The sequence below is a fragment of the Paenibacillus hemerocallicola genome (assembly GCF_006265175.1).
In the GTDB taxonomy this organism is placed as follows: Bacteria; Bacillota; Bacilli; order Paenibacillales; family NBRC-103111; genus Paenibacillus_AB; species Paenibacillus_AB hemerocallicola.
The window spans coordinates 16,890-39,842 of record NZ_VDCQ01000069.1; the positions used below are offsets into that span (position 1 = coordinate 16,890).

Genomic DNA, 22,953 nt, shown 5'->3' on the forward strand with positions numbered 1-22,953 from the left:
TGATCGACCTGATGCAGAGTGTGCCCAGGGTGTCCTCTGGGAGCTCCCTTCTTGCCGCCGGACTTGCGTAGGTTCGTCGGTTTGCGGAAAGAGTCGCTAGACGGCGGTTTATGGCTGTTTTGACTATTTTGGTCCAACTGACGCTTCAGGTTCGCGACTTGGTCTTCCAGTTCCTCGATCCGGGCCGCTTGTTCGGTAATTCGTTTGGTCAGTTGAGCGTTATGAGCCGACAGCTCGGCAAACCGCTCGGACTGTTCAGCGAGTAGGGCGTACAAGTCGGTCAGTACCTTGGCAATTTCACTTGGCGGTTGGTGACTAATTCGATGGATATCCTCTTCCTTGATGTTCATCGAGGTTCCCTCTTTCTCAAGAAAACTTGGTTACCTGTTATTAACCAAATTTTTCTTTTTAGAAGGGGGACCTAAGGAGTAACACCCCATTTCATTATTACTGAATATGGGTTCATTAATATAACTTCAGGTTCACTATTTCTCCAACTGTAGCCAACCAGCCCACTATAGCCGATAAACGAATAGCGGCCGGTAACGGTCCCGTATTACCCATAGCAGGTACAGATGGGCGGCGGTTAGCCCGAGTACCGGCAATAGCAGCTGCGGGTCGCGGAATAGATGGAAGGCGGCAATGTTGATCGTCAGCGGGAAGAGCGCGGCCAAGCCAAGCGGAATAAACCTGCCCCAGAGCAGCAGCAGGCCGCCGATCAGCTCGACAGACTTCTCCATCACCAGCAAATAGCCCGTTCCGAGCAGCTCGAGGGCTTCCGGACTTTCCGGCAGAAACGGCTCGAGTCCCCAAAACACGAAGTAACCGTTCAACCCCGCGGCAACAAAAATAAGTCCTACCGCATAACGAAGAATGTGGAATACCGGATGATTTCGCACGTGTATCAGCTCCTTTTCGAAATTAAGACAATGGATATCTTAATTATATTCCGAAGGAAAGAATTGTCAACGATAATTAAGATATTTATTATCGTAATTAATTTTTCGCGATGTAGTTTCCAGTTGTTCGACTCTATACCGGCGGATTGGAGCAACAGGCTGGAGCGGTAGTAATCCGACAGCCGGCTTCTTCTAAGGCAAGGAGCTTTTCGAATGTAACGGTCAACGATAAAAAAGCTGTTTATTGTCGCGATTTATCCGCTCTGGTACAATGGAGTCGTCCATTCATCGGGGAGGAGATCCGATCATGAATAACTCGCTCAGCGTGGAGTACGCTCTGCACAGCGTATCGATCTTGGCCGTCATTCCCGGCGATATGACGGTTAATATTAAACAGCTGGCGGCTTTTATGGGGCTTGCGCCCTCGTACTTGGCGAAGATGTTCACCCAGCTGGCCAAAGCCGGCATCGTCCGCAGCAGCGTAGGCAGCAAAGGCGGCATCAAGCTCGGCCGTCCCGCGGAGGACATTTCGTTCTATGACGTATTTATGGCGGTGAACGGCCGCAAGCATATGTTTCAATGCTCGAATATTCGCGCGTATACGCTCGGCTATGAAGCCGCTCCGGGCATGTGCGAAATCCATGAACAAATGTGGGAGGCGGAGGAGAAAATGTACGCCCACCTTCGCGGCGTCAAGCTGTCCGCCATGGCCGCAACGATCCATTCGAAGCTGACGCCCGGAGAGCAGGAAGAGCGTCTGGATCTGCTTCGGAAGCTAATCGAACGGCAGTCGTAGCCGGGAACGGCCTTGAGCCGTATTATCCCCCTGTTGCCAGCCCACGGCAGGGTGGATGAACTGCCCACCCCATTATGCAAGGAGGAACGCGATGAGAACGGATGCGGTAACTTTGGAAGGCGAGAGAGCAATGCTTATTCCTTTGCAGGTTAGCCATGCAGAACAGTTGTTTCAAGCGGTCGACAGCTCGGAAGTTTGGACGTTTTTACCCAGCCGAATGGAGAAGCTGGAGGATATGACCCATCATGTCGTGGAAGCGTTGCAGGATCAGGAGCAAGGAACGGAAGTGCCTTTTGTCGTGTACGATAAACAAACCGGGCAGGTTGTCGGCATGACTAGACTGTTGAATATAGCGGCCGAACATCGAAGCTTGGAAATAGGCTGGACCTGGTATTCGAGCAAAGTGTGGCGTACGCGGGTCAATACGGAATGCAAATTTTTGCTGCTGAGCTATTGCTTCGAGGTCAAACGCACGATCCGCGTCCAATTTCGGGTGGACAGCCGGAATACGCGCTCGAACGAAGCGGTCGCGAGGATCGGCGGGACGAAGGAAGGGGTGCTGCGCAAAGACCGGACTTTGTATGACGGATATGTCCGCGATACGGTCGTGTACAGCATTCTCGACGAGGAATGGCCGGCGGTTAAGCAAAAACTCCAAACGATATTGGCTTAAAAAAATAAAAGGATCGATCTCCTTCGCACCCTGACATAATGTTGTCAGGGTGCGTCGTTTATGATTAGAAGTGTCAAGCAGAGAACACCCCAAATTCGAGGAGGCAAACTTTATGACCACTTCTAATCCGACTTCCCATGCCGTACATACCGAAATCCGCCCTTTCCGCATCGCCATACCGCAAGCCGATCTGGACGACCTGCAATACCGCCTGTCCCGTACGCGCTGGCCGGATGCTCTGACGGGCTCCGGCTGGAAATACGGCGTTTCGCTGCCGTATGTGAAGCAGCTGGCCGACTATTGGCAGAACGGGTACGACTGGCGCAAGCACGAAGCGCGTCTGAATGAACTCCCGCAGTTCACGACGACGATCGACGGGGCAAATGTGCATTTCCTGCATGTCCGCTCGCCCGAGCCTGACGCATTTCCGCTTATTCTTACTCATGGCTGGCCGAGCTCGATCGTAGAGTTTCTGGACCTGATCGGTCCGCTTACCGATCCTCGGTCCCACGGAGGCGACCCGGCGGACGCCTTCCATCTCGTCATCCCGTCGGTGCCCGGCTTCGGATTTTCCGGCTCGTCCCTCGAACCCGGCTGGAATATATCGCGTATTGCCAAAGCTTGGGCACAATTGATGAACCGCCTGGGCTACGAGAAATATGGCGCTCATGGCAGCGACTGCGGAGCGCTCGTTTCGCGGGAGATGGGCATTCAACAGCCGGAAGGCCTGCTCGGCATCCACGTATTGCAATTGTTCTCCTTCCCGTCCGGCGATCCGGCGGAAATGGTCGACCTGTCCGAGGAAGATCAGAAGCGTCTTCAGTTTCTGGCGAATTTCCATGAACGGGCCGGATTTAACGGGATTCAGCAGACCCGGCCGCAGACGCTCTCTTATGGACTTGCGGACTCTCCCGCAGGCCAGCTCGCTTGGATTGCGGAGCTGTTCAACGGGTTCGGCGACCATGTGGACTTCGTGGATCGCGACGCGTTTCTGACGAATGTTATGCTGTATTGGTTAACCAATACGGCCGAATCGTCCGCTCGCCTGTATTACGAGAATGTGCACAATTCCGAGCAGGCGGCGCAAGGACCGAATGCGTCTCCGACCGGCGTGGCCGTGTTCGGCCATGACTTCAAATCGATGAAACGGTTCGCGGAGCGCGACAACACCGACATTGTGCACTGGTCGGAGTTCGAACGCGGCACCCATTTCGCCGCGATGGATGCGCCGGATCTTCTGGCCCCCGATCTGCAAGTCTTTTTCCGCCGCTACAGATAAGAAGGTCATGGGGCGGTACATGTAGAAATGATAGGAATCTGGACATGTGACGATTGTTTTCCGTCAAGGGGGAACTTCAAGTGAAGCTGGACCGGCTGCTCGCCATTACGATGACCTTATTGAATCAAACCCGCGTCAGCGCAACCGAATTGGCCGAGCGCTTCGAGGTTTCCTTGCGTACGATTTATCGGGACATGGAATCGATCAATCAGTCCGGCATTCCGATCGTTTCCTTTCCCGGTTCGGACGGAGGGTACGAGATTATGTCGGGCTATCGCATAGACAAGCAAATCTTATCTTTCGATGATTTTACGTCGATTTGTTCCGCATTGCGCGGGGCCCGATCCGCTACGGACAGCTCGGACATCGACGGGCTTCTGGAGCGGATAGGCGCTTTAATGCCCGCCCAGTCGGGAGCCGCGGGCACGGATCATGTGGATTTCGATTTCACTCCGACCCCGAACGACAAGGAGAAGATCGGCCCGCTTCACCAAGCGATCAAGGAGCTGCGCACAGTCCGTTTTGAATATTTGGATAACAAGGGGACCGAAACCGAGCGGACGATCGAGCCGATGGGACTTTTTCTGAAAGGGTACGTCTGGTATTTATACGGCTATTGTCTCACCCGCTCCGATATTCGCGTATTCCGAATTTCCCGTATGCTCCGTTTGAGGAGCTTGCCTGAAACGTTCGTCCGTCGTCCTTATACGCTGCAGGATGTCGAACGGCAGTTCATGGGCCAAGCGAATTTCGCCAAGGTGAGGGCGGTGCTGCGCTTCCAACCGGAGGTCAAAACGAGGGTAAGGGATGAGTTCGGATTTGACCAAGTAACCGCCAATTCGGACGGCACCTTGTCCGTAACCGCCCAGTATTCGTCAACGGAACGGGCGGTTCAGAGCATTCTAAGCTACAGCAGCTATGCGATGGTACTGGAGCCGCCCGATTTAATTGCGGAGCTGCGGCGCCATATTGCGAATATGGCCCGACTTTACAAGGTCGAGTGACGTCCCGGCAGGCAAGGCGAATCAGGTCGAGCTGTGGGGTCGAAAAAGAGTTGTAACAGCTCTCGTAGGTGTCAGAAGGGACGGTTTGCGTCAAGCTCTGTGACGTGCAAGCGAAAGGAGGTTATATGTCCTAATTCCAATCAGACTATATGATATGGCGGATTTCCATTTTAAACTACGACAGCGTAATCCGCATACAACCTGGAGGCCTTTTGATGAATCGGGTGCCGCATGTGGCCGTAAATAGAGGAGCTGTATTCCGTTATTGTCCCGTATTTCGTTGCATTTCTGAATATAACGGCACAGGCTTCCGTTAATTCGATCTTTCGGGGTGAAAATGGGTAGTGAACAGCGGAAAAGCGGAGCGGTTTTCCGTTATTTTGATATTGACACGGTAATTTGGGTCAATAAGATCCGTCAGTTCCGTTATTTTATGGATTCGGGGTTTCGCGAGAGCCGGCAATGGCGGCAAGCCTTCACAGCTCATACGATGCAAGCACTTCTGTATGCGAATTATGCTGGCGTAGTTCAAGCTGGCCGACGGCTACGATACGGAAATCGGCGAGAGGAGGATCAAATTTTCCGGAGGGCAGAAGCAGCGAATCGCGCTGGCCGCGTCTTTCTGAAGGACCCGTCCATCCTTGTATTGGATGAAGCTATCAGTGTGCTGGACAAGGAGAGCGAGAAGCTGGTGCAGCAATCGATTCGTCGATTCGGGAGAGATAAAACGACGATCATGATCGCCCACCGCCTGTCCACGATTGTGCGCGCGGATACGATTTTCGTGCTGAAGGACGGAGACATTGTGGGGAGCGGAACCCATCAGACCTTGCTTGGCCGAAACGGGTATTACAAGGAGCTGTTTGCGAAGCAGTATGCGGCCGAGCTTCCGACTATGACCGGATAGCCCGTCCAACGGAAATGTGGTACCATATGGATATTACAGCCGGGGGTGGGGGCTTCTCCATGGATAACGTCGCCAAAATCATGGGAATATCGTTTCCGAAAATGACGGTAGAGCAAAGCTTGCAAATGCTGGGCGAAGTAGTGGAACGAAAGCAGAACGGATTGTTCCACGTCGTAACGGGAAACCCGGAAATCGTCATGTCGTGCCAGCATGACCGGGAATTGCGCTCGATCATAGAGGAGGCGGGCCTTGTCACGGCCGACGGGATCGGCATCGTCATGGTATCCCGCCTAAGAGGCGGGCACCTTCCGGAGAGAGTCACCGGATGCGACCTGCTGCTGAAGCTGCTCGAGGTCGGGAATCGGAAACGGTGGTCGTTTTATTTCCTCGGGGCGGACGAGGCGACGAGCCGAAGATCGGCGGAAGTCATTCGCGAGCATTATCCGAATGTCGCGATAGCGGGCAGACATCACGGTTTTTTCGGCAAAGAGGAAGAAGCCGGAATCGTCAAAGAAATCAACGCCGCGGCTCCCGACTTCTTGATCGTAGCGCTGGGGGCTCCGTACGCCGAACGTTGGATCCACCAGTACAAGCACAGCCTTAACGCCAAAATCGCCATCGGTGTCGGCGGCAGTCTCGATATTATAGCGGGCAAAGTGAAGCGGGCGCCGGAGATTTGGCAAAGCATGCATATGGAGTGGCTGTACAGGCTTATTCAACAGCCGTCGCGATGGAGGAGGCAATTGATTTTGCCGCGCTTTGCTTTAAGAGCTTTGCTATATAGAGAAAAGCGGATTTGATCCTATAACGGGCTGTCCCGAAAGTCGAAATGAACTTTATGCATAAAAAAGAACCTGCATGTCCACTTATTGTTGAATACGTGGATTTGGAGGTTCTTTTGCGTGAAATGGGGCTCGCTCCAATCTTCCGACTCCTCCTATAATAATACATGCTTTACTGCTACCCTTCGGGCAGGAAGACAAGCAATTGATGAAGATTGGAAGGTGACTCCACAATGTCGTTCAACAACCTCGTAGTCAATAGCGATTTCGAGTCAGGGCTGTGGGGGCGACGGGAGCGACGGGGCAACGGGAGCAACGGGAGCAACGGGAGCAACGGGAGCAACGGGAGCAACGGGAGCGACGGGAGTAATGTATTCCTCTAACCAATTTACGGGTAGTATGAATATCCCGCTTTCACCAACTTTTCAACCGATTTTGAATGTGATAGCTATCACAACTTTACCTAATCAAAGAGTAAGAATAGATTCCATGATTGAAACTTTTATCAACACCTTGGCGAGTGGCAGCTCCCGCTTGCTGCGAAACGCCGGTTTTATCAAAAATGCTCTAATGGAAGAACGAACGGCAATCATCGCCCATTCGGACATAGATTACAAATCGCGACGGGGAAGAAGAAAAGCTATATGTTCGCATGATGACAAGAGGCCATCAAACGGGAAACCTTATCATAGGTAGTCATTTGATATGCTGAAGCATACTTGCGGAAACTGCTCGCCTTTTGCCGAGTTATCGAGCGCGATAATTCGCTCTTGGATTTAGAAACAAACGCAGGACTATGTTAGATCGGGTAGTTTAGCGCAACTACCCTATACGGGTCTTCGTCTAATAAGTAGTCAGGAGAGCGTGCATATCCGATTGGAGGAAAAATAATGAGAGTAGCCTTAGGGGTATTTCTGATTTCCATTGCAATACTGTTAACCGGCTGCAATCAAAAGAAGAACACAAGCGATATCGAAGATAATCTGAATCAAATAACGGCCAACAAGCAGTTCATGGCATCGAGCAATCCGTATGACTACATAAAAAGCGAATTAAGCGCATACGAAGAAATAGTAGGCATGGGGGATACGGCGCTACTATATTTAACCAACGAATTGAGGACAAATGGTCGGAGCGGGTTAAGAGAGTGGATAATGGCCAAAGCTTGTGAAGATATATTGAAGGAGAAAAGCCCCGTAAAGGAATGGGCGAGCGCAAAAGAGTGGATTGAGAAGTATGATGCAAGTAAGTGACAATGATTAACCTTGTTATTTGAACCGGCAGAGCATTACAATCGGACAGAGGAAGAACCGCCCGGCAAGGACGGTTCTTTTTTGCTTCGCATTCTATTCGCAGCGCTTCAGCAAGCGTGCTGGACATACTCCACACAAAATTCCAAGAGTGTCTGGTATCATTTTAACCGTATAGGATTGTGCTTCTGACGAGAGAACGTTGGCAAGGCACATATGTAATCCAAATGTAATATCCGCTTCATCCTCCGCTAATGTTCCGAGGGTATTATGTAGTAGACCCCCTTTTTAATATATATTTTTGAACCCGTGGCCCGTTGCCAGCGGGTTTCTTTTTTTTCGGGGACATATAAATCGCACACAGAAGCGCATACATCGGATGATCGGTGAAGATTGGCCGCCATTGCCGGTACTCGCGAGACTGCGAATCCATAAAATAGCGGAACTGGCGTATGGTATTGATGCGAAAAGCAGATTCGACAGTAAAATAACGGAAAATCATTCCTCTATAACGCTGCTCACTATCCATTTTTACTCCGAAAGATCGAAATAGCGGAAGCCTGTGCCGTTATTTTCAGAAGTGTAGCGAAATTCGAGAAAATAACGGAATCCAGTGTCGCTATTTATAAACAGGCAACGTGTTATCAAGCTCATCAGAACGCCTCCAGCTTGCATGCGGATTATGCTGTCGTAGTTTTTTTCAGCGAAGATCTGGGCACACGCACAGTCCTTTTTTTCATGCTGTTGTGTCAGCTATTCACATGACGGGATAAACGGCCTCCCGAAAAGGAATGAGGGGAGGGGAGTCGAATACAACAGTTGGGTTATATTTACAGCTGATAAAACCGTCATCGAAGTATAACAAAATGTCATCAAATTTCACTGCTCGACTGAAAACGCTTTCTTATATAATAAAAGAAAGAGCTAGCCAATGGATGGATGACGGATTCGATAAAGAGAGCAAAAGGGGCGTGGCGAAGCGATGAACGAAAAATCGGACCCTTTAGTTGCCCCGAAGCCGCGCTTGTATGCGGCGATTGCGGCGGGATTGGGCGCCGCGGCCGTCGGTATAGCGTTATACGGTCTGTTGGGCGCGACGCCGGATGGGCCGAAGGCCCGAAATGAGCTGGCGAACGGTGGCCGCGAGCCGATAACGGTCGTAGCGCTGGGCGCCTACTACAGCTTTCCCCCGGGCTACGACGAGAATCGCAATCCGTATCTCGATTATATCGAGGATAAAACCGGCCTCGACATTTCCATCAAGCTTCCGCTCCAGGAAGGGTATAACGAACAGCTGAACGTCATTATGGAGTCTTCGAAGCTGCCCGATCTGATCAGCACGACAAGCAACAGCTGGGTAGCCGATTACGTGAAGCGCAACGCCCTGCTCCCCCTGGACGACTACATCGACAAATACGGAAGCGACTTGAAGAAGAAAATACCGCAGGAGGCGTGGGATCTCGTCCGGTTCAACGGCAAAATTTATGCGGTGCCGAGCCTGAATTCGGTCAGGGGCAACGAAATCATGTACGCGCGCAAAGATTGGCTCGACCGGCTCGGGATGGCGCCGCCCGTAACGTTGGACGATTATGCGGAGGTCATGAGGAGATTTGCCGAGGACGATCCGGACGGCAACGGCAAGAACGATACGGTCGGGCTGCTGATCGGCAGCGGCTTGGTCCGCACGGCTCCTTTCTTCGGGGCGTTCGGCACGCAGACGAACGGTTGGTACGAGCGCGAAGGAAAGCTCGTCTACGCGGGCGTGCTGCCGGAAACGAAGGAAGCGCTGCGCTATTTGGCCGGGCTGTACAAGAACAAATGGATCGATCCCGAATTCCCGATCAACAAGCTGATCTCGCTGGAGGAGAAAATCGTCGCCGGCAAGGCCGGCCTGTTCTCGGCCGTCTGGTACGACACCCGGGGGCCGATCGAAGCGAACCGCAAGGCGGATCCGCGGGCGGAATGGATTCCGCTCGACTATCCGAGCGGCCCTGACGGATTGCGGGGCGTAGCCGACAACGCGATCGCCCGCATGTTCAACGTCGTACCCGCCACGAGCAAGCATCCGGAGGCCGCCATCCGGCTGCTCAATTTTATCGCGGGAGACGGGTACCGTACGCTCAACCTCGGGTTCGAGAATGAGGTATGGACGCGCAGCGGGGGGCGGATGGTGACGAATTTCGAGGAGCACGACAGACAAAGCTACCGGGGCATATATGGCGCCTTGGCCGACGCGGGCGATCCGGAGGTCGACCGGGAAAGGCTCGATTCGCTTGGCGTCCATTTTCGGTTGTACGAAAATTTGCAGCGCATTTCGCGAAACCTCATTCCGAATCGGTTTACCGGCCCCCCCACGCCGGTCATGACGACTTACGGGGCAAAGCTGTATGCGGTCCAGGAGAGCCTATTCACCAAAATCGTCGCCGGGGTGGAGCCGATCGAGGCGTTCGACCGGTTTGCGGAACGGTGGTACAAGGACGGGGGCAAGGAGATGACGACCGAGGCGAATGCCTGGTTTTCGCGGTACCGGTAACGCTATTTAGCGGCAGCTTGAGCATGGAATCGGGGAAAGGCTGGAGAACGCATGAAACGATTATGGAGATTCGTACACGACGCCTTTACCCGTTATATCCAAGTACGGCTCACGGTCCACTTCCTTCTTATCCTCGTCCCGCTCGTGGCGGTCAGCCTGTTCGCCAACATGCGCTCCCATCAAATTTTGGAGGCCAAGACGAGCGACAGGACCAGAAGTCTGCTCCAGTCGGCTGTCGAGTATATCGATTTGACGATGCGCAACATGGAGGAAATATCCAACCTGCTCACCCGCAACCAGGCGGTCAACGGCTGGCTGTCGGAGGCGGGATCCGAGCTGTCCGTCCAATCGGTCGTCCATTTCGGGGAAATTATCGGAGAGCTGTCCGATATCGTGGCGCTTAACAATATGTTGTACCAGGTCTCCGTGCTGCATGCTCCGACGGATACGCTGCTGTCTTCCCGCTTCGGGGGCATCCGTCTGAAGGACGCTTCCCTCGAGCCGTGGTACAGGAAGGCGGCGGAGCTGAACGGCTTCAGTTACTTGCACATTCCCGACGAGAACGGATACCCGCTGCGCGGAGAGTACGCGTTCAACAAGGAAAGCGTCTACTTGATTCGCGGCATGAACGCGAACAACCGATCGTTTTCGCCCAATTTCATTATTCTCGGCATCAAAAAAAATTCGCTGCTGCAGCTGATCGCCTCGTCGCTCCCCTCCGCGGACGCGCAGGCGTATTTGTACGATCACGAGGGCCGGCTGGTGGTCGGCACCGATCCGACACGGGCTCCTTCCAGATTGAGCGAGTGGAGCGACGACGGCGCGAAGACGGTCCGGGTGTCTTGGCCGGAGCGGGATTCGTCCATGCTTGCGGTCAAGGTCCGGTCGCCGCAAACCCATTGGTCGCTCGTCATGCTGCAGCCGGAGGCGGAACTGTACGAGGAGAACCGGCAGCTGCAGCTGTTCACGTATACGATCATCGCGATCAGCATCGTGCTGGCGTTCTGGATTTCCTGGATGGTGTACGGCGGAATCGCCGCTCCGCTCCGAAGCCTTTCGTTCGGGATGAAGCAAATCCGGCTCGGCAATTTGAACGTGACGCTCGATAACGGCAGAAAGGACGAACTCGGCTATGTGACGGAGTCGTTCAATCAGATGGCCCAGGATCAGCGAAGCCTGATTCGCGATTATTACGAGCAGCAGCTGCGCGCGTCCAAAGCCGAGCTGAAATTTTTGCAATCGCAGATCAACCCGCACTTTTTGTACAATACGCTCGATTCGATTTACTGGACGGCGCAGGAATACGAAGCGGAGGAGATCGGGGACATGGTGTACAATTTGTCGAAGTTTTTCCGGCTGAGCCTGCAAAAAGGGCAGGAAACGGCAACAGTTAAGGAAACGATCGAGCATTTGAGCTATTACGTACGGGTCCAGGAGCTGCGGTTCCAGCATCATTTCGCGGTGGTGTATGATGTGGACGATGCGGTCAAGGAGGCCGGCGTACTCCGCCTTCTGCTCCAGCCGCTGGTCGAGAATGCGATCCTGCATGGACTGGAGAAGGCGGCCTCCGGCGGTTTGCTGACCATTTCCGCCAAGGCGGAAGGGAAGTTTCTGGCTCTCGGAGTCGCCGACAACGGCGTCGGCATGTCGGGGGATCGGCTCGACTATATACGCCGCGAGCTCGGCGCGACTATGGCGGCTGACAACCGGGTGTTGTCCCCGTTCGATCCGAATAAATCGAAAGATTTGTTCGGCTTGCGCAATGTCGTCGCCCGGGCGAAAATCGTATACGGCGATGAGGCGTCGTTTCGGATCGACAGCGAGCCGGGGGCGGGGACCCGGGTGAAGCTGCTGCTGCCGATGGAAGCGTGCCAATCGGTTCAAGGGGGAGAAACGGCATGAAGCTGATGATCGTCGAGGACGAAGCGAAGCTGCGCAACAGTTTGGTTACCCATATACCGTGGGAGGAGAACGGCTTCGAGATAATCGGTACCGCATCGAACGGAATCGAAGCTCTGCGTCTGATGGAGACGAAAATGCCGGACATCGCCATCGTCGACATCCAGATGCCTGACATGGACGGTCTGGAGCTGGCGAGACGGGTGCGGGACGGCGGACTCGGACTGAAAATTATCATTTTGAGCGGCCTTGACAATTTCGAATACGCGCAGCGGGCGATGGAATACGGAGTCGTCCAATATTTGCTCAAGCCGGCGGGAAAGCTGGAAATTATGGAAGCGGTCCGGGTGGCGGCCGGTCAGCTGCGACGCATGCTGGACGAGAAGCACGGCCGCGAAGCGCTGTTGCGGAAATGGGAGGAGCATTTGCCCCGATTGCGGGAGCTGTACTGGCAAAATTGCTTGTCCGGCAAATACGCTTCCTGGGAAATCGATCGGAAGGGCGACGAGGTCCAGCTCGATCTTCGCGGCTCGGACCAATACGCCTTGGCGGTAATCGATATCGATCCGCTGTTGGAGGGCGAAGAGCGTTTTTTGCAGCAGGACGCGCCGCTTCTCCGCTTTTCCGTGGAATGCATCGCGGGCGAATACTTTCACGGGATGCCCTGCCATCTGTTTCCCGATGCGAAAGGGGCGACGGTCGTCGTCTTCGCCGGCTCGTCAGGCGAACCGCCGGACGAATTCCTGCTTCGTATTCATCTGCAGCTTGTCAAAGTGCTGACGAATGTCAAGGAATGCCTCAAGGTTACGGCCAGTGCCGGAATCAGCGGCTGCGCCGGCTCGGTGCAGCCCGTGCAGCGACTGTACCGGGAAGCGACAAGCGCGTTGAACGAACGCGCGGCGCTCGGGCCGAACATCGCCATTCCGTTCCGCGAGCGTCGAGACGATGAGGAGGAAGCCGGCAGTACGGCGGAGAGGCAGACCGCCTCCCGCAAAGAGCTCGAATCGGCGCTCGAAACCGGCGACTTCGAGCGGGCGGGCGCCGCGCTGGACACATGGTGGGAAGAGCGGATGGAGCACGCCGGGTCCGCGGAAGAAATCCGCGAGCAATTGCTGGTCGTCTGCAGCCTGTTCGTCCGAACGGCGCACCAGCACGATTGGCCGCTCAAGCAGCTGGCGGGCGACGATTACGTCTATTTTCACGACCTGCCGCGGCTCGCGGAGAAATCGCAAATTCGCCAGTGGCTCGGCCGCATCGTCCGTTGCTTTGCCGGGTACGCGGCCAGCTGTCGAAAGTCGGGCGGACATCACACGATCAAGACGGTGCTGGCGCTGATCGAGTCGGAAATCGACAAGGAGCTGAACCTGTACGACGTCGCCGACCGGATGTACGTCAATTCCTCCTACTTGAGCCGATTGTTCAAGCAGGAGACCGGCAAGACGTTCTCGGCCTACGTGCTGGAGCGCAAGATGGAGCATGCGAAATCGGCGCTGCTGCGCGGCGTCAAAGTATACGATGCGGCGAGCATGACCGGCTATGGGCATGTCAGCTATTTTACGAAGGTGTTTCGCAAATATTGGGGCGTGTCTCCCGGCGAGATCAAGCATAATTTCGGGACGCAGCGGGCGTAGGAAGGAATAACAGACCGGAAACAAAGAATAAAAAATGTATAAAAACGGCCGCATCCCCGCTCGCGGCGCACGTTCCCGTCCGGCTGCCGCCGACGGGCTTTTTTTTGCCTTAGCATCACATCCGTCACGAGCCCGATGGGCGAAGCGCCTTCATCCCCTTCGGAAGCAACGGAATAGCGGAGTGAGCTTCCGCTACTTACCCGTAACGAGACATCGGCAGCAAAACAAAGGAACAGTGTTCCGTTATTTTGCCGTTTTCGTCCGACTTCACTCCTGAAAGGTCGAAATAACGGAGCTCCGTTTCGCTAAATTCGGAATCAAGTCAGAAGCTATGACTTTAACGGAGCCAAGTTCCGCTATGTTCTCAAAGGATTGTTTCGCGCGAGAAAAGGATGCTAATTTGCCGTCACAGTTTTTCGCCGCTGGTCATGAAAGCTTAATAAAAGGTCATGGTTGTTGTCTAGGAACCGTTCCGGCCCCCGGCCTATAATAAATTCGAACAGGGAATAAGCCGCCGGAAACGGGCGGCCGTCCCGATGGAAAGGGGTGACCCGGATGGAACTGTCGCTGAGCATGTACAGCATGCACCGGACGGTTAGGGAGAAAGGGTGGAGCGCGGCCGACTGGCTGCGGTTTTGCGGAGCGGAAGGGTGGAACAAGGTGGAACTGCTCGCCCATTTTTGGAAGGACGCCGCGGCCGAGCTCGACGAGACGGCGGAAACGGCGAAAGCTTGCGGCATCGAAGTGGTCAGCTATGCGGTATCGAACAACCTGGTCAGTCCTGATCCGCGGGAACGGGAGGCGGGACTGCGCAAAATTACCGACGACATTCCTTTGGCGCAGAAGCTCGGCACGAATGTAATCCGCGTCTTCTCGGGCAACTGGATCGACGGGATCGAGTACCGGGACGCGCTGGAGTGGGTTGTCGACGGGTTGAAGGAAGCGGCGGAGCGGGCCGAGGCGGCGGGAGTTACGCTCTGTCTGGAAAATCACGGCAAGCTTGCCGGACGCGGCGAGCAAGTGAAGGAAATCATCGACCGCGTCGATTCTCCCTCCTTGCGCTCCACGTTCGACACCGGCAACTTCCTGCTCGTCGACGAGCATCCGCTCGAAGCGGCCAAGACGCTGCTACCTTATGTCGGCCACGTGCACTTCAAAGATTTCAAGGAGCAGCCGGGCGGGCGCTACAAATCGTTATCGGGCCGGACATACGAAGGGGTCCCGGCGGGGGAAGGCGATACCGATCTTCCGCAGACGCTGCGGCTGCTGGCGGATGCCGGCTACCGGGGGAGACTCGTGCTCGAATACGAAGGGCTCGGCAGCGACGTCGAGGGCATTCGCCAAAGCTATCGCAATTTCGAGCGAATGACTGCGGCCTATGCGTGAAGGAGGATGGCGATGAAGCACAAGGAGCTGCAAGCCGATGTGGCGATTATCGGCGGCGGAACCGGGGGCTGCGCGGCGGCGCTTGCGGCGGCCCGGCTCGGCAAAACGGTCGTCATGACCGAGGAGACGGATTGGATCGGCGGTCAATTGACGAGCCAGGCAGTGCCGCCGGATGAGCATCCGTGGATCGAGTCGTTCGGCTGCACGCGGTCGTACCGTCGGTTCCGCGAGACGGTCCGGTCATATTACCGCCGGAACTTCCCGTTAACGCCGGAAGCGTTCGGATCGGCCGCGCTCAACCCGGGAGGGGGCGGCGTCAGCCGGCTCTGCCACGAACCCCGGGCGGCGCTTGCGGCGCTGCACGAGATGATGGCGCCGTACGTACACGCCGGCAAGGTGCGCATCCTGCACCGGCACGTTCCGGTTCGGGCGGAGGTCGCCGGCGACGAGGTGAAAGCGGTAACCGTCCGTTCGCTCGAATCGGAGGAGCTTGTCGACATCGCGGCATCGTTTTTTCTGGACGCCACCGAATGCGGCGACCTGCTGCCGCTGGCAGGCGTCGAATACGTCGCCGGCGCGGAATCTCGGCGGTCGACGGGCGAGCCGCACGCTCCCGAAGCAGCTCGGCCCGCCGACATGCAAGGGTTTACGTACTGCTTCGCGATGGATTACCGCGAAGGCGAGAACCATACGATCGGGCGTCCGCGGGACTACGATTTTTGGCGGTCGTATCGGCCGGACTTTTGGCCCGGCCCGCTGCTCGGCTGGACCGGCAGCAATCCGATTACGCTGGCGCCCCGCACGTACGGGCTGTTTCCGGGCGACGGCGGCGCGTCGCTGTGGCTGTACCGGCGCATCGCCGCGAAGGAGCATTTTGCCGCCGGGACGTATGACAGCGATATTACGCTCGTCAATTGGCCGCAAAACGATTACTGGCTCGGTCCGATCATCGATGTGCCGGAGGAGGAACGCGCAGCTCATCTGGAGCGCGCGAAGCAGCTGAGCCTGTCGCTGCTGTACTGGATGCAGACGGAGGCGCCGCGTCAGGACGGCAAAGCCGGCTATCCCGGCTTGCGGCTGAGGCCCGATGTGGTCGGCACCGGGGACGGACTCGCCAAAGCGCCGTATATTCGCGAATCGCGCCGCATCCGGGCGGAATTCACCGTGGTCGAGCAGCATTTGTCGAAGGCGTGCCGGGAGGAGGAAGGGGCGAAGACATCCTCGCCAGCATCCGGAATCCGGGCGGAAGCGTACCCCGATTCCATCGGTATCGGCTGCTACCGGATCGACCTTCATCCGAGCACCGGCGGACGGAACTATATCGACATTTCCAGCCTGCCCTTCCAGATTCCGCTCGGCAGCCTGATTCCGGTACGTATGGACAATGTGCTGCCGGCATGCAAAAACATCGGCACGACGCATATTACGAACGGCTGCTACCGTCTCCATCCGGTCGAATGGAACATCGGCGAAGCGGCGGGCGCGCTGGCGGCTTATTGTCTCGCGCGCGGGCTGAAGCCGAGGGAGGTGCGCGGCAGCGCCGAAGTGCTGGGCGATTTCCAGAAGGCGCTGGCCGCGATGGGAGTCGAGCTTGCTTGGCCTTCCGTTCACGCGGTATAAGGACAACGGGTGAGAGACAGGGGCTTTTGCGACGCAATAAATGTAAATTTATTGATCATATGAGATTTAAAGGGAGTGGTTCGCATGAAGCGGAAGGCCATGAAAGGGACGACGTTCGCCGTCGTCACGGTTTGTCTGGCCGCCATCGTCGGCTGCTCGTCAGGCGGCAAGCCGGCCGAATCGGCCGGTACGGAGCCGGCGAAGCCGAAGGAAAAGGTCGAAATCAATTTCTGGTACAGCTGGCGCGGGGCGGAGGGCGAGGCGATGGAAAAAGTGATCGCCGATTTCAATGCGGGCCAGGACCGCATCGTCGTGAAAGGAACGCTCGAGACGGACCAGAAGAAGCAGCTGACGGCCATTACCGGAGGCAGTCCGCCCGACGTAGCCAACAATTTCGGCTACAACAGCGCCGCATGGGGCGTCCAAGGGGCGATGACGCCGCTCGACCCGTTCATGCAGAAGAGCGGAATGAAGGCCTCCGATTTCGTCCCGGCGGCGATTCAACAGACACAGTATAAGGGTACGACCTATGCGCTGCCGCTGGCGATGCATATCCGCATGCTGTTCTACAATAAGGACATTCTCGCGCAGGCCGGCTACGACAAGCCGCCGGAAACGATCCAGCAGCTCGAGGACTATTACGACAAGCTCAACGTCGTCGAACCGAGCGGCGAAATCAAGCGTCTCGCGATCAACCCGAATCTGGACATTTACCATTATGCGTACATGCTCGGCGGCGGGTTCTACGATTTCGCCAAGCAGGAAATTTCGCCCCAGTCGCCCGGCTTCATTAAAGCGCTTGCTTTCATGAACGGCCTGTATCAGAAAGTCGGCGGCGCGGAGAAGCTGAATGCCTTCTACAAAACGTTCGGGCAAAGCGGCAAGCCCGACGACCCGTTCTTCGTCGGCAAATACGCGATGGTATCCGCCGGGGAGTGGTACGGCACGATGATCAAGAACGCGGCTCCGGCGGGCTTCCGGTACGGCATCGCGCCGATGCCGTACGACGCCGAGACGCCGGGCAAGAAGGGCAGCGCCGTCGTCAACGCGAGCACCCTGTACATTCCGAAGGGCGCCAAGCATCCGGACGAAGCGTGGGAGTTTCTCAATTGGTTCATGAAGCCGCAAAATATGGCCAAATTCGATGCGGCGATCGGCAACCTGCCGACCACTCCGAAGGCGATGGACGAAGCGGTGTTCAAGGACGTGCCGGGCTTCAAGGAATTTTTCGAAGCGTCCAAACATGCCAACGTCGTGACGTTCCCGTCCATTCCGTTTACGGAGCAGTATCAGCAGGCGATCGTGCAGGCGACGAGCGAGGTGTTCGGCGGCAAATCGAGTCCGGAGGTCGCCTCCAAGACGATTGCCGACAAAATGAAGCCGTTGGTGGAGCAATACAAGTAAACCGCCGTGCAAGGAGGGGAATCGATTATGGCGCTGCACCTGAAGCGGCGGAAAGCGGCCATCGCCGTATGGCTGGCGGCGTGTCTGCTGGCCGGGGAGGCCGTGGCGCCTGCGGCCCGAGGGAGCGGAGAGACGCTCGCCGAGAAGCACAGAAGCGCGAATACGCTCAAGCCGATCGCCTACGCATCGTATACGGAGCAGCAGCTGCCCGCTTATGACGACGCGATCGCCAAGCTTATGGCCGAAGGGAAGCGGGATACGGCCGGGCTGCGCCTCTCGCTGCCGGCCTCCGCTTACAGCGGCTACGGCGGCTCGGCCTCCGGGACGGACGCAGCGGCAGCGGCAGCGCCGCAGCTACGAACGGGAATCGGCGACAAACGGGAAGAAACGCTGCTGTGGACGGAGAAGACCGACTGGATCGAATGGACGTTCGACGTGCCGGAGTCCGGCTTTTACGAGCTGGAGCTGACGTATTACCCGGTCGAAGGAAGCAGAACCGCGATCGAGAGGAGCGTTTCTCTGGACGGCGCGTTTCCGTTCAACGAAGCGCAGCGATTGACGATGCCGCGGCTTTGGGGCGACCAGGGGACGGTTACGGTCAACAATCAGGGGGACGACGTCCGGCCGAAGCAGTCCGAAGTTCCGCGCTGGGAAACCGCCCGGCTGACGGACGGCGAAGGGAAATACGCGGAGCCGCTGCGCTTCTACGCGGAGCGGGGCAAGCGCACGCTCCGCATGGGCCGCCTCCGCGAGCCGGTCGCGCTCGCCGCCGTCGCCCTCGTATCGCCCGAGCCGGTCCCCGCTTACGCCGAGCTGAAGAAGCGGTACGAGGCGAACGGCTTGGTACCGGCGAAGGCCGAGCCCGTCAAGGTGCAGGCGGAACAAACGGCATACAAAACCGATCCGTCGCTCCGCATGGAAACGAACTCCGATCCCCGCGTCGAGCCGAAGGCGGACGGATACCAGCGGCTGAATACGATGGGCGGCTGGAGATGGCGCAAGGGCGGACAGCAAATCGTCTGGACGTTCGAGGTTCCGGAGACCGGCTTGTACCGGATCGGCTTGAAGACGGGACAATGGTGGGGGGACGGGTTGCCCGTCTACCGCCGGATCGAGATCGACGGAACCGTGCCGTTCCGGGAGCTGCAGGAATACAAGTTCCCCTATGGCCGGGACTGGCGGCTGGAGACGCTCGGCGACGGGAGCGGAGAGTACGAATTCGCTTTGTCCAAAGGCACGCATACGATCCGGATGACCGTCCAAGTCGGCCCTTACGGGGAAATCGTCGACTCGCTTAACGGTACGATCCGCGGCATCGCCGATTTGCTCCGGAGCATCCAGATGGTAACCGGCTCCACGCCGGACCCGAATTACCGCTACGAGCTGGAGAAGCGGATTCCGGGCTTGCTGGGCGACGTGAACAAGATAGGCGACGAATTGGAAGGGCAAATGGAGAAGCTTCGCGCCCTTACCGGACGTTCCCCCGCCATCGTGCACAGCCTTGCCGGAGTCCGGGACCAGTTCCGAAGCATGGCCGCGAATCCGGATCGCATCCCGGGACAGCTCGAGGACTTGGCGGCAAGCCAGACGAAGCTGGGCAGCTGGCTGCTCGGGCTGGGCGATTCCCCGCTTGCGCTCGATTATTTCTGGATCGCGCCGGCTGGGGCCGAGAAGCCGGTTGTCCGTTCCAACGTATGGCAGCGGACCGCGGTCATGTTCAAAAACTTTTGGCGCTCGTTTACGAAAAATTACGATCAAATCGGCAATACGCCGGACGGCTCGCAGACGTCGATCGACGTATGGGTCGGCAACGGCCGGGAATGGGCCCAGCTGGTCAAGGAACTGGCGGACGAGAGCTTCACGCCGCAAAGCGGCATCGCGGTCAACGTCAATACGATCCCGGCCGGCCAGCTCGGCGTCGGCCACGTCAACACGCTTCTGCTCGCGCTCAGCTCGGGCGAGGCGCCGGATGCGGCCATCGGGGTGGACGGCACGCTGCCGGCCGAATTCGCCTTCCGCGATGCGGTCGTCAACCTTAACCGGTTCGAAGATTACCGGGAGGCGGCCTCGTGGTTTTTGCCCGGAGCGCTTATCCCGTTCCGCTATAACGGCGGTGACTATGCCTTGCCGGAGACGCAGGATTTCAACGTGCTGTTTTATCGCAAAGACTTGCTTGCGGAGCTCGGCCTCGGCATCCCCGAGACGTGGGACGATCTGCTCTCGATGCTGCCGGCGCTTCAACGAAGCGGCATGGACGCCTATGTGCCGTCCACGATCGACCCGTTTCTGTACCAGCAGGGCGGAAGCTTCTACAACGCCGACGGCAGCGAATCCGGGCTGTCGACGCCGGAAGCTTACCAGGCGTTCAAAAAATGGACCGATCTGTACACGAACTACGGCGTTCCGATCCAGGCCGACTTCTTCAGCCGGATGCGCGCCGACAAAATGCCGATCGGGCTGGCCGGCTACCAAATGTACGTGCAGCTGTCGACGGCGGCTCCCGAGCTTGCCGGACGTTGGGCGATCGCGCCGGCGCCGGGGACGAGACGGGCGGACGGCACGATCGACCGAACCTCGGGAGGAGGGCTGAAGGCGTCGCTCATCTTCAAGCAATCGAAGCGGCAGGCGGAATCGTGGGCATTTCTGAAATGGTGGATGAGCCGGGAGACGCAGGCGCAATTCGGCCGCGAGCTGGAGTCGCTGCTCGGCGTCGAGGCGCGGTGGAATACGGCCAACGTTGCGGCGTTCCGCGAGCTGCCGTGGCGCAAGGAGGATTTGGCCGCCTTCGAGGAGCAGTGGAAATGGTTCCGCGAGCAGCCGGTCGTGCTGGGAGGTTATTTTACCGGACGGCATCTGGGCAACGCCTGGAACCGCGTCGTCCTCTCCGGTCAAAATCCGCGCGAATCGCTCGAGGAAGCGGTGAAGGAAATCGACAAGGAGCTGCGGCTGAAGCGGCAAGAATATGCGGTCGAGCGCCCGTCCGGGGAAAAAGGCGGGAAGAGGGAGGGGGATTGAATGGAAAGCAGAGCCGCAACCGTCATGCAAGCCGCGGCGCCGACGCCGATTCGCGCGAAACGGAGCCGCTTCGCCGCCCATATGCGGGCGCGCGGGCTGCAATATGCGATGCTCGCCCCCTTCGTGCTGCTGTTCGCGGTGTTCACGATCGTGCCGGTGTTTTGGTCGATCGTGCTGAGCTTCACGTCGTACAACATGCTGCAGACTCCCGAATGGAGCGGGATATCCAATTACCGCAAGCTGTTTCTCGAGGACGACATCTTCCTGACGGCGATCCGCAACACGTTCGCCTTCGCCCTCGTAACCGGGCCGCTCAGTTATTTCATCTCGTTTCTGTTCGCCTGGATTATTAACAACCTGAAATTCAGCAACGTATTCGCGCTAGGCTTCTATGCGCCTTCGATCACGAGCTCGGTCGCCTTGGCCGTCGTCTGGATGTACATCTTCTCCGGCGACCGGTACGGGCTGCTCAATTCGCTGCTGCTGGAGCTCGGACTGGAGCATCAGCCGGTTCTCTGGCTGCAGCACCCGGACACGATGCTGAAGGTCGTCATGTTCGTCTCGCTATGGATGAGCATGGGTTCCGGCTTCCTCGTCTTTCTCGCGGGCTTGCGCAACGTGCCGGGGGAGCTGTACGAAGCGGGCGCGATCGACGGCATACGCGGCAAGTTCCAGGAGCTGTGGCTGCTGACGCTGCCGCTCATGAAGCCTCAGCTGCTGTTCGGGGCGGTCAACGCGATCGTCGCTTCGTTCGCCGTGTTCGATATCGCCAAAGTGCTCGTCGGCATGCCGAGCCCGAACTATGCGGCGCATACGATCGTCGCGCATTTATACGATTACGCGTTCATCCGGTTCGAGCTGGGCTACGCCTCCGCCGTGGCGGTGTTTCTGTTCCTCGTCACCCTCGTGCTCGGACGCGTCTGCATGCGGCTGTTCTCGTCGAAGGACATGTGAGGGCGGTGTGCGACGGAATTGTCTGCAAAGAGATGAAGCGGTAAGGAACGGAGGGAGGTGGTACGGAAATGAAAACGAAACGCATCGTATCGAAAATATCGCTGCACGCCGTCATGGCCGCGCTGGTCGCCTTGACGGCCGCGCCGATCGTCTATGTCGTGTCGACGGCCTTCAAGCCGCTCGACGAGCTGTTTCTTTACCCGCCGCGCTTCTTCGTCATGAAGCCGACGATGAAAAATTTCAGCGATCTGCTGATCGCCACCGACAGCTTGCTCGTCCCGTTCACGCGCTATTTGTTCAACAGTGTATTCATTACGGTCGTCGCCGTGACGGGAACCGTCGTCATTTGCGCGATGGGCGCCTTCATCGTATCGCGCTACAAGCTGCCGGGCTCGGGCTTTTTGTTCGCGGTTATCGTGGCCGCCCTCATGTTCTCGCCGCAGGTGACGCAAATTCCGACTTATTTCGTCATCTCCGGCCTGAATATGGTCAACACGTATTGGGCGCTCATCCTGCCGAAGCTTGCGGTGCCGTACAGCTTCTTCCTGATGAAGCAGTTCATGGACCAGCTGCCCGAGCCGATGCTCGAAGCCGCCAGGTCGGACGGGGCGAACGAGTGGACGACGTTCTGGCTCGTCGTCATGCCGGTCGTCAAGCCGGCCTGGATGACCGTCGTCATCTTCAGCTTCATCGCCGACTGGAACGACTACTTCTCGCCGCTCATCTATACGACGAGCGAAACGATGAAGACGCTGCCGCTCGCTCTGGCCGGCATTTCCAACGGAGCGGTGGGCCGCATGGGAGCGGCAGCGGCAGGCGCATTCGTCTCGATCGTCCCGACGCTCGTCCTGTTCATCATTCTGCAGCGGCAGGTGATGGATACGATGGCGCACTCGGGTATCAAGTCATAGGACGGGAATC

Annotated in this window: 18 protein-coding genes and 1 pseudogene; 17 read left to right on the forward strand and 2 right to left on the reverse strand. The window is 57.2% G+C overall.

What is annotated here, in order from left to right:
• Positions 1 to 77: 77 nt before the first annotated feature.
• Both FE784_RS43010 and FE784_RS33280 read right to left on the reverse strand, forming a co-directional pair.
• Positions 78 to 350: pseudogene (locus FE784_RS43010) on the reverse strand (DUF6444 domain-containing protein); the annotation flags it as partial.
• A 165-nt stretch (positions 351 to 515) separates the two neighbouring features.
• The gene (locus tag FE784_RS33280) at positions 516 to 899 is read right to left on the reverse strand and encodes a DoxX family membrane protein (RefSeq protein WP_246132302.1); all 384 of its coding nucleotides are present in this window, start codon (positions 897 to 899) and stop codon (positions 516 to 518) included.
• Between the two features lie 307 nt (positions 900 to 1,206).
• Between FE784_RS33280 and FE784_RS33285 the strand changes: the two genes are divergently transcribed.
• The 17 genes from FE784_RS33285 to FE784_RS33360 all read left to right on the forward strand — a co-directional run bounded on the left by FE784_RS33285 (position 1,207) and on the right by FE784_RS33360 (position 22,943).
• Complete coding sequence (locus tag FE784_RS33285) at positions 1,207 to 1,695, forward strand: RrF2 family transcriptional regulator (protein ID WP_176706693.1); 489 nt, start codon at positions 1,207 to 1,209, stop codon at positions 1,693 to 1,695.
• Positions 1,696 to 1,786: 91 nt separating this feature from the next.
• Complete coding sequence (locus tag FE784_RS33290; protein ID WP_139606568.1) at positions 1,787 to 2,368, forward strand: GNAT family N-acetyltransferase; 582 nt, start codon at positions 1,787 to 1,789, stop codon at positions 2,366 to 2,368.
• A 112-nt stretch (positions 2,369 to 2,480) separates the two neighbouring features.
• A complete protein-coding gene (locus tag FE784_RS33295; protein ID WP_139606569.1) occupies positions 2,481 to 3,647 on the forward strand; it encodes an epoxide hydrolase family protein in 1,167 nt (388 codons plus the stop codon).
• Between the two features lie 80 nt (positions 3,648 to 3,727).
• Complete coding sequence (locus FE784_RS33300) at positions 3,728 to 4,651, forward strand: helix-turn-helix transcriptional regulator (RefSeq protein WP_139606570.1); 924 nt, start codon at positions 3,728 to 3,730, stop codon at positions 4,649 to 4,651.
• 664 nt (positions 4,652 to 5,315) lie between these two features.
• The gene (locus FE784_RS33305; protein WP_425465580.1) at positions 5,316 to 5,558 is read left to right on the forward strand and encodes a hypothetical protein; all 243 of its coding nucleotides are present in this window, start codon (positions 5,316 to 5,318) and stop codon (positions 5,556 to 5,558) included.
• A gap of 59 nt (positions 5,559 to 5,617) precedes the next feature.
• The gene (locus FE784_RS33310) at positions 5,618 to 6,358 is read left to right on the forward strand and encodes a WecB/TagA/CpsF family glycosyltransferase (protein ID WP_139606571.1); all 741 of its coding nucleotides are present in this window, start codon (positions 5,618 to 5,620) and stop codon (positions 6,356 to 6,358) included.
• Between the two features lie 215 nt (positions 6,359 to 6,573).
• Complete coding sequence (locus tag FE784_RS41260) at positions 6,574 to 6,723, forward strand: hypothetical protein (protein ID WP_176706691.1); 150 nt, start codon at positions 6,574 to 6,576, stop codon at positions 6,721 to 6,723.
• Between the two features lie 507 nt (positions 6,724 to 7,230).
• On the forward strand, positions 7,231 to 7,593 hold the full coding sequence (locus FE784_RS33315; protein WP_139606572.1) for a hypothetical protein: 363 nt from the start codon (positions 7,231 to 7,233) through the stop codon (positions 7,591 to 7,593).
• Positions 7,594 to 8,572: 979 nt separating this feature from the next.
• The gene (locus FE784_RS33320; RefSeq protein ID WP_139606573.1) at positions 8,573 to 10,123 is read left to right on the forward strand and encodes an extracellular solute-binding protein; all 1,551 of its coding nucleotides are present in this window, start codon (positions 8,573 to 8,575) and stop codon (positions 10,121 to 10,123) included.
• A 51-nt stretch (positions 10,124 to 10,174) separates the two neighbouring features.
• On the forward strand, positions 10,175 to 12,025 hold the full coding sequence (locus FE784_RS33325) for a cache domain-containing sensor histidine kinase (RefSeq protein WP_139606574.1): 1,851 nt from the start codon (positions 10,175 to 10,177) through the stop codon (positions 12,023 to 12,025).
• A complete protein-coding gene (locus tag FE784_RS33330; RefSeq protein WP_139606575.1) occupies positions 12,022 to 13,653 on the forward strand; it encodes a response regulator in 1,632 nt (543 codons plus the stop codon). The genes FE784_RS33325 and FE784_RS33330 overlap by 4 nt, the downstream gene beginning before the upstream one ends.
• 555 nt (positions 13,654 to 14,208) lie before the next feature.
• The gene (locus FE784_RS33335) at positions 14,209 to 15,039 is read left to right on the forward strand and encodes a sugar phosphate isomerase/epimerase family protein (protein WP_139606576.1); all 831 of its coding nucleotides are present in this window, start codon (positions 14,209 to 14,211) and stop codon (positions 15,037 to 15,039) included.
• A gap of 12 nt (positions 15,040 to 15,051) precedes the next feature.
• Positions 15,052 to 16,659 carry an FAD-dependent oxidoreductase gene (locus FE784_RS33340; RefSeq protein ID WP_139606577.1) on the forward strand — a complete coding sequence of 536 codons (1,608 nt, stop codon included), beginning with the start codon at positions 15,052 to 15,054 and terminating at the stop codon, positions 16,657 to 16,659.
• 84 nt (positions 16,660 to 16,743) lie between these two features.
• Positions 16,744 to 18,063, forward strand: coding sequence for an ABC transporter substrate-binding protein (locus FE784_RS33345; protein WP_139606578.1), 1,320 nt, complete (start codon positions 16,744 to 16,746; stop codon positions 18,061 to 18,063).
• A gap of 27 nt (positions 18,064 to 18,090) precedes the next feature.
• Positions 18,091 to 21,078 (forward strand): extracellular solute-binding protein, encoded by a 2,988-nt coding sequence (locus FE784_RS33350; protein ID WP_139606579.1) that lies wholly within the window; start codon positions 18,091 to 18,093, stop codon positions 21,076 to 21,078.
• Positions 21,079 to 22,032, forward strand: coding sequence for a carbohydrate ABC transporter permease (locus tag FE784_RS33355; RefSeq protein ID WP_139606580.1), 954 nt, complete (start codon positions 21,079 to 21,081; stop codon positions 22,030 to 22,032). It begins immediately after the preceding gene.
• A gap of 68 nt (positions 22,033 to 22,100) precedes the next feature.
• Positions 22,101 to 22,943, forward strand: a complete 843-nt coding sequence (locus FE784_RS33360) for a carbohydrate ABC transporter permease (protein ID WP_139606581.1) — start codon at positions 22,101 to 22,103, stop codon at positions 22,941 to 22,943.
• The last annotated feature ends 10 nt before the right edge of the window (positions 22,944 to 22,953 follow it).